The following is a 14,543-nucleotide window of genomic DNA, read 5'->3' as shown; positions in this document are numbered from 1 at the left end:
TCATATTTAAGGCCACCCGCCTTTCGGCAAGAGTAATAGGCTTTTTACGATTCTGAAGGAGACTTCGATGTCAATAGACTATTTTCATCGGGAACAAAAAAACGTTACGGTATATTGCTTTTTAACTGATTGATAATAAGGTTTTTTATCCCTTATTTTGCGTTCGGATAATTGGGTCTTAATAAAACATAACGCGGTGCGAATGCTTATTATGTGATCTAAAGCACGCTTTAAAACTGAGTTGCTGCGGAACTTTTTACGGCTTTATCCGAAACGGGCTGCTCAGTATCTTTTGAAAAATAGTCATTCGGAAAGAAATTTAGATAATTGTTCACCTTTTCGTTACTTAACGATTGAAATCACAGGTACGGCCCGTATAATTTGCACGGCTTTTGCTACTTGACTCAAATGCACAAAGGCAGTCTTATACGACACGCGACATACCCCTAAAGGGGCAGGAGAGTATCAGCGTCATGTCAGTGTCTCTTTACAGTGTGAAATACGCCCGAACGGTGCTGGTGATTCAGCTAGTGACCATCGTCATCGTCGGTGCACTCTTTGCCCTGAAAGATGTCACCTGGGGCGGCTCTGCTCTTGCTGGCGGAATGGCAGCCTGGCTGCCAAACGTGTTGTTCTTGTTTATAGCCTGGCGCCTGCAAGGGCAAACTCCGGCTTCGGGGCGCGTCGCGTGGAGCTTCGCTTTGGGGGAAATAGCCAAAGTGTTCGCGACCATTATTTTGCTCATTGTGGCGTTGGGTGTATTCGATGCGGTCTTCTGGCCGGTCGGGATCACCTGGTTATCGGTGCTGGTCGTTCAGATGTTGGCACCGGCGGTAATTAACAACAAAGGGTAAGAGGCATCATGGCTGCAGGAGAAATCTCTACTCCGCAAGAGTACATTGGTCACCACCTGACTCATCTTCAGTTGGACCTGCGTACCTTCGAGTTAGTGAATGCTCACGACGCTCCCGCGACGTTCTGGGTATTAAATATCGATTCCATGTTTTTCTCTCTGGTGCTGGGAGTTATCTTCCTGGTGTTGTTCCGTAGCGTGGCGAAAAGCGTCACCAGCGGTGTGCCAGGGAAAATGCAGGCGGCTATCGAACTGGTTGTCGGTTTCGTTGATAGCAACGTGCGCGACATGTATCACGGTAAGAGCAAACTTATCGCCCCGCTGGCTCTGACGATTTTTGTCTGGGTCTTCTTGATGAACTTCATGGATCTGCTGCCAATCGATTTGCTGCCCTATATTGGTGAGCACTGGTTGGGGTTACCGGCGCTGCGCGTGGTACCTTCTGCAGACGTGAACATCACGCTATCCATGGCGTTGGGCGTATTTATTTTGATTCTGTTCTACAGCATCAAAATGAAAGGCATTGGCGGCTTCACGAAAGAGCTGACGCTGCAGCCTTTTAATCACCCGATCTTTATCCCCATCAACCTTATTCTGGAAGGTGTTAGCCTGCTGTCAAAACCGGTTTCACTCGGTCTGCGACTGTTCGGTAACATGTATGCGGGTGAACTGATCTTTATCCTTATTGCCGGTCTGTTGCCGTGGTGGTCACAGTGGATTCTGAATGTGCCTTGGGCCATTTTCCACATCCTGATCATTTCGCTACAGGCTTTCATCTTCATGGTCCTCACGATTGTCTATCTGTCGATGGCATCTGAAGAACATTGATTTTTTTCTCAACAATACGCGTTTAACTGAAACAAACTGGAGACTGTCATGGAAAACCTGAATATGGATCTGCTGTACATGGCTGCCGCTGTGATGATGGGCCTGGCGGCAATCGGTGCTGCGATCGGTATCGGCATCCTCGGAGGAAAATTCCTGGAAGGCGCTGCTCGTCAGCCTGACCTGATTCCTCTGCTGCGTACGCAGTTCTTTGTTGTAATGGGTCTGGTGGATGCAATCCCAATGATCGCTGTTGGTCTGGGCCTCTACGTGATGTTTGCTGTCGCCTAAAGCCCCTGTGTTCACTCCGTACCTGGTGCGAGAGTGAACGGATTCTGCCGTTTATCGTTGATAGCGGCAGAAAAGTTAAATACTTAATTAGAGGCATTGTGCTGTGAACATTAATGCAACAATCCTCGGCCAGGCCATCGCGTTCATCCTGTTTGTCGCGTTCTGCATGAAGTACGTATGGCCACCGATTATGGCTGCCATCGAAAAGCGCCAGAAAGAAATTGCTGAAGGCCTTGCTTCTGCTGAACGCGCGAAGAAAGATTTGGATCTCGCGCAGGCTAATGCGACCGACCAGCTGAAAAAAGCGAAAGAGGAAGCTCAGGTCATTATCGAGCAGGCGAACAAGCGTCGCACGCAGATTCTGGACGAAGCCAAGACTGAAGCTGATAACGAACGTACTCGCATTGTTGCACAAGCGCAGGCTGAAATTGACGCCGAACGCAAGCGTGCACGTGAAGAACTGCGTAAGCAAGTCGCGTTGCTGGCAATGGCTGGCGCCGAGAAGATCATCGAACGTTCCGTGGATGAAGCTGCTAACAGCGACATCGTTGATAAACTGGTCGCTGAACTGTAAGGAGGGAGGGGCTGATGTCTGATCTGATTACTGTAGCTCGCCCCTACGCCAAAGCAGCTTTTGACTTTGCTGTTGAGCATCAAAGTATTGAACGCTGGCAAAAGATGCTGGCGTTTGCCGCAGAAGTGGCTGCCAATGAACAGATGGCCGACCTGCTTTCAGGTGCATTAGCACCCGAAGCGCTGGCTGCCTCGTTTAATGCAGTCTGTGGTGATCAACTGGATGAACCCGCACAGAACCTGATTAAGGTGATGGCGGAAAACGGACGTTTGACAGCGCTTCCGGCTGTACTGGCGCAATTCATTCAACTGCGAGACGCTTATGAAGCGACTGCCGAAGTGGATGTTATTTCTGCCAGCACGCTGAGTGACGACCAGCTGACTAAAATCAGCGCCGCGATGGAAAAACGTCTGTCACGCAAAGTTAAGCTGAATTGCAAAATTGATAAGTCTGTGATGGCAGGCGTGATCATCCGTTCGGGTGATCTGGTTATTGATGGCAGCGTACGCGGCCGTCTTGACCGTCTGGCTGACGTCTTGCAGTCTTAAGGGGACTGGAGCATATGCAACTGAATTCCACCGAAATCAGCGAACTGATCAAGCAGCGCATTGCTCAGTTCAATGTCGTGAGTGAAGCTCACAACGAAGGTACTATTGTTTCTGTAAGTGACGGTATCATCCGCGTACACGGCCTGGCCGATGTTATGCAGGGTGAGATGATTTCCCTGCCGGGAAACCGTTACGCTATCGCCCTGAACCTCGAGCGTGACTCTGTAGGTGCGGTGGTGATGGGTCCGTATGCTGACCTGGCCGAAGGCATGAAGGTCAAGTGTACTGGCCGTATTCTTGAAGTACCGGTTGGCCGTGGCCTGCTGGGCCGCGTGGTGAACACCCTGGGTGCACCTATCGACGGTAAAGGCGCGATCGACAACGACGGCTTCTCGCCAGTCGAAGTGATTGCACCAGGTGTTATCGACCGTCAGTCCGTAGACCAGCCTGTTCAGACCGGTTACAAATCTGTCGATGCGATGATTCCAATCGGCCGTGGCCAGCGTGAGCTGATCATCGGTGACCGTCAGACCGGTAAAACCGCAATGGCTATCGACGCCATCATCAACCAGCGCGATTCAGGCATCAAGTGTGTCTACGTTGCGATTGGTCAGAAAGCGTCAACCATTTCTAACGTGGTACGTAAACTGGAAGAGCACGGCGCGCTGGCTAACACCATCGTTGTTGTTGCCTCTGCGTCTGAGTCTGCTGCACTGCAGTATCTGGCTCCGTATGCAGGTTGCGCCATGGGCGAATACTTCCGTGACCGCGGTGAAGATGCGCTGATCGTTTACGATGACCTGTCTAAGCAGGCTGTTGCTTACCGTCAGATTTCTCTGCTGCTGCGCCGTCCACCAGGCCGTGAAGCATTCCCAGGCGACGTGTTCTATCTCCACTCTCGTCTGCTGGAGCGAGCATCACGCGTGAGCGCTGACTACGTTGAGCGCTTCACCAATGGTGAAGTGAAAGGCCAGACCGGTTCTTTGACCGCGCTGCCAATCATCGAAACTCAGGCGGGTGACGTTTCTGCGTTCGTTCCGACCAACGTAATCTCGATTACTGATGGTCAGATCTTCCTGGAATCTAACCTGTTCAACTCCGGTATCCGTCCTGCTGTTAACCCGGGTATCTCTGTATCCCGTGTGGGTGGTGCTGCTCAGACTAAGATCATCAAGAAACTGTCCGGTGGTATTCGTACCGCGCTGGCGCAGTATCGTGAACTGGCGGCCTTCTCCCAGTTTGCATCTGATCTGGACGATGCAACCCGTAAACAGCTGAGCCACGGTCAGAAAGTGACCGAGCTGCTGAAGCAGAAACAGTATGCGCCGATGTCGGTTGCGCAGCAGGGTCTGGTGCTTTTCGCAGCGGAACGCGGCTATCTGAACGACGTTGAGCTGGCAAAAATTGGTAGCTTTGAAGCTGCTCTGCTGGCGTTCGCAGATCGCGATCACGCCGAGCTGATGGCTGAAATCAACCAGTCTGGTAACTTCAATAACGATATCGAAGAGAAGCTGAAAGGCCTCCTCGAAACGTTTAAAGCAACCCAGTCCTGGTAATGTCTGGCGGCTTGTCTGAAAGGGCAAGCCGCAAGGCTTTGAGGAGAAGCTAATGGCCGGCGCAAAAGAAATACGTACCAAGATCGGAAGCGTAAAAAATACGCAGAAGATCACCAAAGCGATGGAAATGGTCGCCGCCTCCAAAATGCGTAAAACGCAGGAACGCATGGCGGCCAGCCGTCCGTATGCAGATACCATGCGCAAAGTGATTGGTCACCTTGCACTGGGGAATCTGGAATACAAGCACCCTTACCTGGATGAGCGCGACGTTAAGCGCGTCGGCTACCTGGTCGTTTCGACTGACCGCGGGCTTTGTGGTGGTTTGAACGTTAACCTGTTCAAAAAATTGCTGGCAGAGATGAAGGCCTGGTCCGACAAAGGCGTACAGAGCGATCTGGCCATTGTGGGATCGAAAGGCGTGTCATTCTTCGGCGCTGTTGGTGGCAATGTTGTGGCACAGGTCACTGGCATGGGCGATAAGCCTGCGCTGTCTGATCTTATCGGCCCGGTAAAAGTGATGTTGCAGGCCTACGATGAAGGCCGCATCGACAAGCTGTACATTGTTAACAACAAGTTCAACAACACCATGTCTCAGACTCCGACCATTACCCAACTGCTGCCGTTACCGCCAGCGGAAGGTGAAGAAGAGATGAAGGCGAAGACCTGGGATTACCTGTACGAGCCCGATCCGAAAGCGCTGCTGGATACGCTGCTGCGTCGCTATGTCGAATCGCAGGTTTATCAGGGTGTGGTGGAAAACCTGGCCAGTGAGCAGGCCGCACGTATGGTGGCAATGAAAGCTGCAACCGATAACGGCGGAAATCTGATCAAAGAGCTGCAGTTGGTTTACAACAAAGCTCGTCAGGCCAGCATCACCCAGGAACTTACCGAGATCGTCTCGGGAGCCTCCGCGGTTTAACCAGGTTTGGAATTAGGTAGAGGATTCAAGATGGCAGCTGGAAAGATTGTCCAGATTATCGGCGCCGTAGTTGACGTCGAATTCCCTCAGGATGCAGTACCGCAAGTGTACAGCGCTCTTGAGGTTAAGAATGGTGATGCTCGTCTGGTGCTGGAAGTTCAGCAGCAGCTGGGTGGTGGCGTGGTTCGTACTATCGCCATGGGTACTTCTGACGGCCTGAAGCGCGGTCTGGAAGTCACCGACCTGAAAAAACCGATCCAGGTACCGGTTGGTAAAGCAACCCTCGGCCGTATCATGAACGTGCTGGGCGAGCCTATCGACATGAAAGGCGACCTGACAGAAGAAGACGGCAGCGCAGTAGAGGTTTCCTCTATTCACCGCCCTGCGCCTTCTTATGAAGATCAGTCTAACTCGCAGGAACTGCTGGAAACCGGCATCAAGGTTATCGACCTGATGTGTCCGTTCGCTAAGGGCGGTAAAGTCGGTCTGTTCGGTGGTGCGGGTGTAGGTAAAACCGTAAACATGATGGAGCTGATCCGTAACATTGCGGCTGAGCACTCAGGTTACTCGGTATTTGCCGGCGTGGGTGAGCGTACTCGTGAGGGTAACGACTTCTACCACGAAATGACTGACTCCAACGTTATCGATAAAGTTGCGCTGGTGTATGGCCAGATGAACGAGCCGCCGGGTAACCGTCTGCGCGTGGCACTGACCGGTCTGACCATGGCGGAGAAATTCCGTGATGAAGGCCGCGACGTTCTGCTGTTCATCGACAACATCTACCGTTATACCCTGGCCGGTACGGAAGTATCCGCGCTGCTGGGTCGTATGCCATCTGCGGTAGGTTATCAGCCAACGCTGGCAGAAGAGATGGGTGTGTTGCAGGAGCGTATTACCTCCACCAAGACAGGTTCAATCACCTCCGTACAGGCCGTATACGTGCCAGCGGATGACTTGACTGACCCGTCACCAGCAACCACCTTTGCTCACTTAGACTCAACAGTTACCCTGAGCCGTCAGATCGCCTCGCTGGGTATCTACCCGGCCGTTGACCCGCTGGACTCCACCAGCCGTCAGCTGGATCCACTGGTTGTGGGTCAGGAGCACTACGACGTTGCACGTGGCGTACAGTCACTGCTGCAGCGTTATCAGGAACTGAAAGACATCATCGCCATCCTGGGTATGGACGAGCTGTCTGAAGAAGACAAACTGCTGGTGGCACGTGCGCGTAAGATTCAGCGCTTCCTGTCTCAGCCGTTCTTCGTAGCAGAAGTGTTCACCGGTTCTCCAGGTAAATACGTAACGCTGAAAGACACCATCCGTGGCTTTAAAGGCATCATGGAAGGTGAATTTGACCACCTGCCAGAGCAGGCCTTCTACATGGTTGGCGCCATCGAAGAAGCGGTCGAAAAAGCGAAGAAACTGTAATAACGGTTTCCCAGGAGGAAAATTATGGCTATGACTTATCACCTGGATGTTGTCAGCGCAGAGAGCCAACTGTTCTCTGGTCTGGTACAGAAAATTCAGGTGTCAGGTAGCGAAGGTGAACTGGGGATTTTCCCTGGCCATGCCCCGTTGCTGACTGCCATTAAGCCTGGAATGATCCGTATCGTGAAACAGCACGGCGAAGAGGAGTTTATTTACCTCTCTGGCGGCGTGCTGGAAGTGCAGCCTGGCAGCACCACCGTTCTGGCCGATACCGCGATTCGCGGTACCGATCTGGACGAAGCGCGTGCGCTGGAAGCAAAACGTAAAGCAGAAGAGCATATGAACAGCAGCCACGGCGACGTGGACTACGCTCAGGCCTCTGCGGAACTGGCGAAAGCCATTGCGAAACTGCGCGTGATCGAGCTGACCAAAAAAGCGATGTAATCCGGCTTTGTGCGTCACGAAATGCCAGCCCATTGGGTTGGCATTTTTTTTGCGTGACGGTAAAGCAAAAGGATGCTGGCTAATTTCGGGCCGAGAAAAATGTAGTAATCTCAGCGCTAAATCGTTTAACTTTCTTCAGTCTACAATCAGTCAGGATAGATATGTCTAACAGTGCGATGAGTGTGGTGATTCTTGCGGCTGGCAAGGGCACCCGTATGTATTCCGATCTGCCGAAAGTGTTGCATACGCTGGCAGGAAAACCGATGGTTCAGCACGTCATTGATGCCGCAAAGGGCCTTGGCGCAAAGCATGTGCATTTGGTATACGGGCACGGTGGTGACCAACTCAAAGCAACGTTAAACGACAGCACAGTAAACTGGGTGCTACAGGCAGAGCAGCTGGGTACGGGCCACGCTATGCAGCAGGCGGCCCCTCACTTCTCCGATGACGAAGACATCATGATGCTCTATGGTGATGTCCCGCTGATTTCTGAAGCTACCTTACAGCGTCTGCGCGAAGCAAAACCCGCGGGCGGTATCGGTTTATTAACGGTCGTCCTGGATAATCCCACCGGTTACGGTCGCATCGTACGCGACAATGACACCATCGTAGGCATTGTTGAACAAAAAGATGCCACGCCTTCTCAACTGACCATTAACGAAATCAATACCGGTATCCTGATCGCCAATGGCGGCGATCTTAAGCGCTGGCTGTCCCAGTTGAATAACAATAATGCTCAGGGCGAATTCTACATTACCGATATTATTGCCCTGGCGCATGAAGAAGGTCGGGTGATTAATGCAGTGCATCCGGCCCGCAATAGCGAAACTGACGGTGTCAATAATCGCCTGCAACTGGCCACGCTTGAGCGGACTTACCAAAGCGAGCAGGCTGAAAAACTGCTGTTGGCAGGCGTCATGCTCCGCGATCCTGCGCGTTTCGATCTGCGTGGCACCCTGCAGCATGGCCGTGATGTTGAAATTGACACCAACGTTATCATTGAAGGCCAGGTGACGCTGGGCAACCGGGTCAAAATTGGTGCTGGCTGCGTCATCAAAAACAGCGTTATTGGGGATGACTGTGATATCAGCCCCTATTCGGTGATCGAGGATGCAAATCTGGCTGCAGACTGTACCGTAGGGCCATTTGCGCGTCTGCGCCCGGGAAGTGAGCTGGCTCAGGCCGCGCACGTAGGTAATTTTGTCGAGATGAAGAAAGCCCGACTGGGTAAAGGGTCCAAAGCGGGTCACCTCTCTTACCTGGGCGATGCCGAGATTGGTGCCAATGTGAATATTGGGGCGGGAACGATCACCTGTAATTACGATGGCGCGAATAAATTCAAAACGATCATTGGCGATAACGTCTTTGTAGGATCGGACACGCAGCTGGTCGCGCCGGTCAATGTGGCGGCAGGCGCGACTATCGCAGCGGGCACCACGGTAATGAAAGATGTCTCTGCAGCCGATCTGGTCTATAACCGTAAAGAACAGAACCATAAAGCCGGTTGGCAACGTCCGCAGAAGAAAAAATAATTTTACGGCCCGTGGTACACGGGCCGCTTGCAGTGCCAAAACTATAATCCCCACTCTCTACAAGGCTCGGGGAACCGGCAAAGCCGGACTATCAGGTCATATGACAACGCAATGGCGAACAGCCATGAAGTCAGGAAATAACTATGTGTGGAATTGTTGGCGCAGTAGCACAACGTGATATCGCTGAAATTTTGTTAGAAGGGTTACGCCGCCTGGAGTACCGCGGTTATGACTCAGCCGGTCTTGCCGTCGTCGATCAGCAGGGGCACGTAACGCGCCTGCGTCGTCTGGGAAAGGTTCAGATGCTGGCTGCCGCCGCTGAAGAACAGCCCCTTGTCGGCGGAACAGGCATTGCTCACACCCGCTGGGCAACTCATGGCGAGCCCTCAGAAGCCAACGCGCATCCGCACGTTTCTGAGCACATCGTTATCGTCCATAACGGCATTATTGAAAACCATGAGCCCCTGCGTGAAGCGCTGATGGCGAAGGGTTATCACTTCGCCTCAGAAACCGATACCGAAGTGGTGGCGCATCTGGTCCATCTGGAACAGAAACAGGGCGGCTCGCTGCGTGAAGTTGTACAGCGCGTGATCCCTCAGCTGCGCGGCGCCTATGGCATGGTGATTATGGACAGCCGCGATCCGTCGCTGCTGGTGGCGGCTCGTTCCGGAAGTCCGCTGGTCATTGGCCGTGGTGTGGGTGAAAACTTTATCGCTTCTGACCAACTGGCGCTGCTACCGGTCACTCGCCGCTTCATTTATCTGGAAGAGGGCGATATCGCTGAAATTAGCCGTCGTGATGTCACCATCATTGATGGCAACGGCAATAACGTCCGTCGTGAAGAGATCGAGTCCAGCGTGCAGTATGATGCGGGCGACAAAGGCCAGTATCGTCACTACATGCAGAAAGAGATCTATGAGCAACCGAATGCGATTAAAAACACCTTAACAGGGCGTTTTAACCACGGTGAAGTGGATCTCAGTGAACTGGGGCCAAATGCAGAAGCCCTGCTCAGCAAGGTTGAGCATGTTCAGATCATTGCCTGCGGCACCTCATATAACTCCGGTATGGTTTCGCGTTACTGGTTCGAGGCGCTGGCAAACGTCCCTTGCGACGTCGAAATCGCGTCTGAATTCCGCTATCGCAAATCTGCTGTGCGTAAAAACAGCCTGCTGATTACCCTCTCTCAGTCGGGTGAAACCGCTGATACGCTGGCTGCGCTGCGCCTGTCCAAAGAGCTGGGTTATCTGGGTTCGCTGGCTATCTGTAACGTCGCGGGTTCGTCGCTGGTGCGCGAATCCGATCTGGCGCTGATGACCAAAGCGGGCACTGAGATTGGTGTGGCCTCCACAAAGGCCTTTACCACCCAACTCACCGTGCTGCTGATGCTGGTGGCAAAACTCGGCCGCCTCAACGGCATGTCCGCAGAAAAAGAGCATGAGATTGTTCATGGTCTGCAGGCGTTGCCAAGCCGCATTGAGCAAATGCTGGCGCAGGATAAGCTGATTGAAAACCTGGCTGAAGATTTCTCTGATAAGCACCATGCGCTGTTCCTGGGTCGTGGCGATCAATATCCGATCGCCATGGAAGGGGCGCTGAAGCTGAAGGAAATTTCGTATATTCATGCGGAAGCTTATGCCGCGGGCGAACTCAAGCACGGTCCGCTGGCACTGATCGATGCTGACATGCCGGTCATCGTGGTGGCACCGAACAACGAGCTGTTAGAGAAGCTGAAATCGAATATCGAAGAGGTGCGCGCGCGCGGCGGTCTGCTGTACGTGTTTGCCGATCAGGATGCCGGTTTCAGTGACAGCGAGGGAATGAAGATCATTCCCTTGCCGCACGTTGAAGAGGCCATTGCGCCTATCTTCTATACCGTGCCGCTCCAGCTACTCTCCTATCATGTCGCCCTGATTAAAGGCACCGATGTGGATCAGCCGCGTAATCTGGCGAAATCGGTTACGGTCGAGTAAAGCCTCTCACGCGTGAATCCCACCAGGGATTCACGCGTTCCATTTATTTGATTTTGCTGCTGACTTGCTCAATTACGCGCTGCTGATCGCTGATTTTACGGTTAGCCTCATCGAGTGAGCGTTGCAGGTTATTGATCGTATCTTCATTTTTACTGAGCTTTTGTGTGAGCTGGTTGAGGGTATCAGTCTGGTTTTCTTGCGTTTTTAATAATTTCTCTACATTCTCCTTCGTTTTACTCACATCCTCAGCATTGACAGAAGCTTGTCTGACCGCGCCACCACTATCAATTGTAGCCAGAGTGCCTCTGTTATCTGTCATTGCAAAAGATTCATCCGAATGAATCTGCGGTACGTCGTACGCCTGGGCGCTGGCCAGCGTACAGAGGACGACGATATTGCCTACCAGAAGCTTCTTCATAAATTTCATCGAACATGTCCTTTTCAATAGTGGGCTTGTAAAAATTAGCAATAATTGTGTCTGTCATATAACTGTAATATTAACTACATTTTTCTGTCACTAAACTGTCCTATTTTCCCTCCTGCAGCAATCACTGACTCTTACTAAAAAGGCACTTAGCCTGACTTTTCTCCCCTGGAGGGAACATGACACTGATGCGTAGCACCGTAGCCCGAATCCTCGCCGCCTCTCTTGCCGTTAGTGCGGTTTCTGCCTTTGCAGCCACCGATCTGACTGGTGCTGGCGGTACATTCCCGGCGCCGGTTTATGCCAAGTGGGCAGCAGAGTATCAGCAAGCCACCGGTAGCAAAATTAACTATCAGGGCATTGGTTCATCTGGCGGTGTAAAACAAATTATCGCCAAAACCGTTGATTTCGGTGCGTCCGATGCGCCTATGAAAGACGAAGATCTGCAGAAGAATGGGCTGTTCCAGTTCCCTACCGTGATCGGTGGTGTGGTGCTGGCGGTTAACCTGCCAGGCGTAAAATCTGGCCAACTGACGCTGGACGGAAAAACCGTAGGTGATATCTATCTCGGCAATATCAAGAAGTGGAACGATCCAGCGATCGTTAAACTGAACCCGGGCGTGAAACTGCCAGACACCAACATCAACGTGGTGCGCCGCGCGGATGGTTCAGGTACCTCTTTCGTTTTCACCAGCTACCTGGCGAAAGTCAATGAAGAGTGGAACAGCAAAATTGGTAAAGGAAACACCGTTAACTGGCCAACCGGTCTGGGCGGTAAAGGTAACGACGGCGTTGCGGCGTTCGTTCAGCGTCTGCCAGGCTCCATTGGTTACGTTGAGTACGCGTATGCCAAACAGAATAACCTGACCTACACCAAGCTGATGGATGCAGACGGTAAGGCCGTTGCGCCAAGCGAAATCAGCTTCTCTAATGCCGCAAAAGGCGCAGACTGGAGCAAATCGTTTGCCCAGGATCTGACCTTCCAGAAAGGCAATGATGCATGGCCGATCACCTCAACCACCTTTATCCTGATTTACAAAGACCAGGCTAATGCGGCGAAAGGTGCAGAAGTACTGAAATTCTTCGACTGGGCTTATAAAGACGGCGGCAAAACGGCTAACGCCCTGGATTATGCCACCCTGCCTGAGAGCGTAGTTCAGCAGATCCGTGCCGCATGGAAAGCCAATATCAAAGACAGTTCAGGTAAAGCGCTTTACAAGTAAGTGAATGACCCTGGCCGGACATCAGTCTGGTCAGCCTTCAGGGGCGGCGTCTGCCGCCCTGATAACTTCTGAGGACTGAGACTTCTATGGCTGCAACGAAGTCGGCATTCAAAGCCCCAGGCAAGCAAGGTGACAGAGTTTTCGGTGCACTGGTAAAACTCTCTGCGCTGATCGTCTTGTTACTGATGGGCGGCATCATTGTCTCCCTGATCTTCTCTTCCTGGCCGAGCATACAGAAATTTGGTTTCGCGTTTTTGTGGACCAAAACCTGGGACGCCCCTAACGAACAATTTGGTGCGCTGGTACCGATTTACGGTACGCTCGTCACCTCAATCATTGCCCTGATTATTGCGGTACCGGTCAGTTTCGGTATTGCGCTTTTCCTTACTGAACTCGCACCAGGCTGGTTACGTCGTCCACTGGGGACCGCCATTGAGCTGTTAGCGGCGATCCCCAGCATTGTTTACGGCATGTGGGGCTTATTTGTTTTTGCGCCACTGTTCGCACAGTACTTCCAGACGCCGGTTGGCGATGTGATGTCGGGCATTCCTATCATTGGCGAGCTGTTTTCTGGCCCCGCATTTGGTATCGGTATCCTGGCCGCAGGCGTTATCCTGGCCATCATGATCATCCCCTACATTGCCTCGGTAATGCGCGACGTGTTCGAACAGACGCCGGTGATGATGAAAGAGTCGGCTTACGGCATTGGCTGTACGACCTGGGAAGTGATTTGGCGTATTGTTCTGCCCTTCACCAAAAATGGGGTGATCGGCGGTGTCATGCTCGGTCTGGGACGTGCACTGGGTGAAACCATGGCCGTGACCTTTATTATCGGTAATACCTACCAGTTAGACAGCGCCTCGCTGTTTATGCCCGGCAACAGTATCACCTCCGCGCTGGCGAACGAATTCGCTGAAGCAGAATCAGGCGTACACGTTGCGGCCCTGATGGAGCTGGGCCTGATTCTGTTTGTGATTACCTTTATCGTGCTGGCGATTTCAAAGTTAATGATTATGCGGCTGGCCAAAAGTGAAGGAGCGCGATCATGACAACAATGGAAGTACAGGCTCGCGCTGAGCTGGAAGCGTCACGTCGTAAGATGCAGTCGTGGCGCAGTACCAAAAACAAAATTGCGCTGACAATGTCGTTACTGACCATGGCTTTTGGCCTGTTCTGGTTAGTGTGGATTCTGTTTACTACGGTAAGCCGTGGCATTGATGGTTTGTCATGGTCGCTGTTTACGGAGTCCACTCCGCCGCCAAACACCGCGGGTGGTGGCTTAGCCAATGCCCTGGCGGGAAGCGGTTTACTGATTTTCTGGTCTACCTTCTTCGGTACGCCGTTGGGCATTATGGCCGGCGTTTATCTGGCGGAGTACGGACGCAAATCAGCACTGGCAGAAGTGATTCGTTTTATTAATGACATTCTGCTGTCCGCTCCGTCGATTGTGGTTGGCCTGTTTGTCTACACCATCGTCGTGGCGCAGATGCACCACTTCTCCGGCTGGGCGGGCGTGATTGCGCTGGCGCTGCTGCAGGTTCCGATAGTGATTCGAACCACGGAAAACATGTTGCGACTGGTACCAGACAGCATGCGCGAAGCCGCCTATGCGTTGGGTACGCCGAAATGGAAGATGATCTCGGCGATTACGCTCAAGGCGTCGGTTTCCGGCATCATCACCGGTGTCCTGTTAGCGATTGCCCGTATCGCCGGTGAAACCGCGCCGCTGCTGTTTACTGCGCTGTCGAATCAGTTCTGGAGCACCGACATGATGCAGCCCGTGGCTAACCTCCCGGTCACCATATTTAAATTCGCCATGAGCCCGTTTGCCGAGTGGCAGAGCCTGGCCTGGGCTGGCGTATTGATTATTACCCTGTGCGTGCTGCTGCTGAATATCGTAGCAAGAGTGGTTTTCGCCAAGGGTAAACACGGTTAACTACCGACACTGCCCTG

15 protein-coding genes are annotated in these 14,543 nt (G+C 52.5%); 14 read left to right on the top strand and 1 reads right to left on the bottom strand.

Features of this window, described 5'->3' with window-relative positions:
- The first annotated feature begins 473 nt into the window (after window positions 1–473).
- From atpI to glmS, 11 genes are all read left to right on the top strand, one after another.
- Entirely contained in the window at window positions 474–854 is a 381-nt protein-coding gene (gene atpI, locus P9J57_RS00350; RefSeq protein WP_014332968.1) for a F0F1 ATP synthase subunit I, read from the top strand.
- 8 nt (window positions 855–862) lie between these two features.
- Window positions 863–1,681 carry a F0F1 ATP synthase subunit A gene (atpB, locus tag P9J57_RS00345; protein WP_013023932.1) on the top strand — a complete coding sequence of 273 codons (819 nt, stop codon included), beginning with the start codon at window positions 863–865 and terminating at the stop codon, window positions 1,679–1,681.
- 48 nt (window positions 1,682–1,729) lie between these two features.
- On the top strand, window positions 1,730–1,969 hold the full coding sequence (gene atpE / locus P9J57_RS00340; protein WP_003849523.1) for a F0F1 ATP synthase subunit C: 240 nt from the start codon (window positions 1,730–1,732) through the stop codon (window positions 1,967–1,969).
- Window positions 1,970–2,072: 103 nt separating this feature from the next.
- Entirely contained in the window at window positions 2,073–2,543 is a 471-nt protein-coding gene (gene atpF, locus P9J57_RS00335) for a F0F1 ATP synthase subunit B (RefSeq protein ID WP_013023933.1), read from the top strand.
- Between the two features lie 14 nt (window positions 2,544–2,557).
- Window positions 2,558–3,091, top strand: coding sequence for a F0F1 ATP synthase subunit delta (gene atpH / locus P9J57_RS00330; protein ID WP_006121199.1), 534 nt, complete (start codon window positions 2,558–2,560; stop codon window positions 3,089–3,091).
- A gap of 14 nt (window positions 3,092–3,105) precedes the next feature.
- The gene (gene atpA, locus P9J57_RS00325) at window positions 3,106–4,647 is read left to right on the top strand and encodes a F0F1 ATP synthase subunit alpha (RefSeq protein ID WP_013023934.1); all 1,542 of its coding nucleotides are present in this window, start codon (window positions 3,106–3,108) and stop codon (window positions 4,645–4,647) included.
- Window positions 4,648–4,699: 52 nt separating this feature from the next.
- Window positions 4,700–5,566, top strand: a complete 867-nt coding sequence (gene atpG, locus P9J57_RS00320) for a F0F1 ATP synthase subunit gamma (protein ID WP_006121201.1) — start codon at window positions 4,700–4,702, stop codon at window positions 5,564–5,566.
- A 30-nt stretch (window positions 5,567–5,596) separates the two neighbouring features.
- Entirely contained in the window at window positions 5,597–6,994 is a 1,398-nt protein-coding gene (gene atpD / locus P9J57_RS00315; protein WP_014332967.1) for a F0F1 ATP synthase subunit beta, read from the top strand.
- A 24-nt stretch (window positions 6,995–7,018) separates the two neighbouring features.
- Window positions 7,019–7,438, top strand: a complete 420-nt coding sequence (locus tag P9J57_RS00310; RefSeq protein ID WP_013023936.1) for a F0F1 ATP synthase subunit epsilon — start codon at window positions 7,019–7,021, stop codon at window positions 7,436–7,438.
- A gap of 161 nt (window positions 7,439–7,599) precedes the next feature.
- Window positions 7,600–8,970, top strand: a complete 1,371-nt coding sequence (glmU, locus tag P9J57_RS00305; RefSeq protein ID WP_013023937.1) for a bifunctional UDP-N-acetylglucosamine diphosphorylase/glucosamine-1-phosphate N-acetyltransferase GlmU — start codon at window positions 7,600–7,602, stop codon at window positions 8,968–8,970.
- Between the two features lie 143 nt (window positions 8,971–9,113).
- Window positions 9,114–10,943 (top strand): glutamine--fructose-6-phosphate transaminase (isomerizing), encoded by a 1,830-nt coding sequence (glmS, locus tag P9J57_RS00300; RefSeq protein WP_013023938.1) that lies wholly within the window; start codon window positions 9,114–9,116, stop codon window positions 10,941–10,943.
- 43 nt (window positions 10,944–10,986) lie between these two features.
- On the opposite strand, the gene P9J57_RS00295 is transcribed toward glmS, so the two are convergent.
- Window positions 10,987–11,370, bottom strand: a complete 384-nt coding sequence (locus P9J57_RS00295; RefSeq protein WP_014332964.1) for a DUF4349 domain-containing protein — start codon at window positions 11,368–11,370, stop codon at window positions 10,987–10,989.
- 176 nt (window positions 11,371–11,546) lie between these two features.
- Here P9J57_RS00295 and pstS point away from each other — a divergent pair, with 176 nt between their 5' ends.
- The 3 genes from pstS to pstA all read left to right on the top strand — a co-directional run bounded on the left by pstS (window position 11,547) and on the right by pstA (window position 14,526).
- Window positions 11,547–12,590, top strand: coding sequence for a phosphate ABC transporter substrate-binding protein PstS (gene pstS, locus P9J57_RS00290; protein ID WP_014332963.1), 1,044 nt, complete (start codon window positions 11,547–11,549; stop codon window positions 12,588–12,590).
- Window positions 12,591–12,676: 86 nt separating this feature from the next.
- A complete protein-coding gene (gene pstC, locus P9J57_RS00285; RefSeq protein ID WP_013023941.1) occupies window positions 12,677–13,639 on the top strand; it encodes a phosphate ABC transporter permease PstC in 963 nt (320 codons plus the stop codon).
- On the top strand, window positions 13,636–14,526 hold the full coding sequence (pstA, locus tag P9J57_RS00280) for a phosphate ABC transporter permease PstA (protein ID WP_013023942.1): 891 nt from the start codon (window positions 13,636–13,638) through the stop codon (window positions 14,524–14,526). The genes pstC and pstA overlap by 4 nt, the downstream gene beginning before the upstream one ends.
- Window positions 14,527–14,543 lie beyond the last annotated feature (17 nt).

This window comes from Pantoea sp. nfd-35 (assembly GCF_056892255.1).
The sequence above is the reverse complement of the archived record's forward strand: the minus strand, read 5'-3'. Positions and strand labels throughout refer to the sequence as shown.

Bases quoted from the DNA above. Each gene is read 5' to 3' on its own strand.
- atpB (WP_013023932.1), top strand. From the start codon at position 863: ATGGCTGCAGGAGAAATCTCTACTCCGCAAGAGTACATTGGTCACCAC.
- P9J57_RS00295 (WP_014332964.1), bottom strand. From the start codon at position 11,370: ATGAAATTTATGAAGAAGCTTCTGGTAGGCAATATCGTCGTCCTCTGT.
- atpG (WP_006121201.1), top strand. From the start codon at position 4,700: ATGGCCGGCGCAAAAGAAATACGTACCAAGATCGGAAGCGTAAAAAAT.
- atpH (WP_006121199.1), top strand. From the start codon at position 2,558: ATGTCTGATCTGATTACTGTAGCTCGCCCCTACGCCAAAGCAGCTTTT.
- atpE (WP_003849523.1), top strand. From the start codon at position 1,730: ATGGAAAACCTGAATATGGATCTGCTGTACATGGCTGCCGCTGTGATG.
- atpI (WP_014332968.1), top strand. From the start codon at position 474: ATGTCAGTGTCTCTTTACAGTGTGAAATACGCCCGAACGGTGCTGGTG.
- glmS (WP_013023938.1), top strand. From the start codon at position 9,114: ATGTGTGGAATTGTTGGCGCAGTAGCACAACGTGATATCGCTGAAATT.
- P9J57_RS00310 (WP_013023936.1), top strand. From the start codon at position 7,019: ATGGCTATGACTTATCACCTGGATGTTGTCAGCGCAGAGAGCCAACTG.
- glmU (WP_013023937.1), top strand. From the start codon at position 7,600: ATGTCTAACAGTGCGATGAGTGTGGTGATTCTTGCGGCTGGCAAGGGC.
- pstA (WP_013023942.1), top strand. From the start codon at position 13,636: ATGACAACAATGGAAGTACAGGCTCGCGCTGAGCTGGAAGCGTCACGT.
- pstS (WP_014332963.1), top strand. From the start codon at position 11,547: ATGACACTGATGCGTAGCACCGTAGCCCGAATCCTCGCCGCCTCTCTT.
- atpD (WP_014332967.1), top strand. From the start codon at position 5,597: ATGGCAGCTGGAAAGATTGTCCAGATTATCGGCGCCGTAGTTGACGTC.
- pstC (WP_013023941.1), top strand. From the start codon at position 12,677: ATGGCTGCAACGAAGTCGGCATTCAAAGCCCCAGGCAAGCAAGGTGAC.
- atpA (WP_013023934.1), top strand. From the start codon at position 3,106: ATGCAACTGAATTCCACCGAAATCAGCGAACTGATCAAGCAGCGCATT.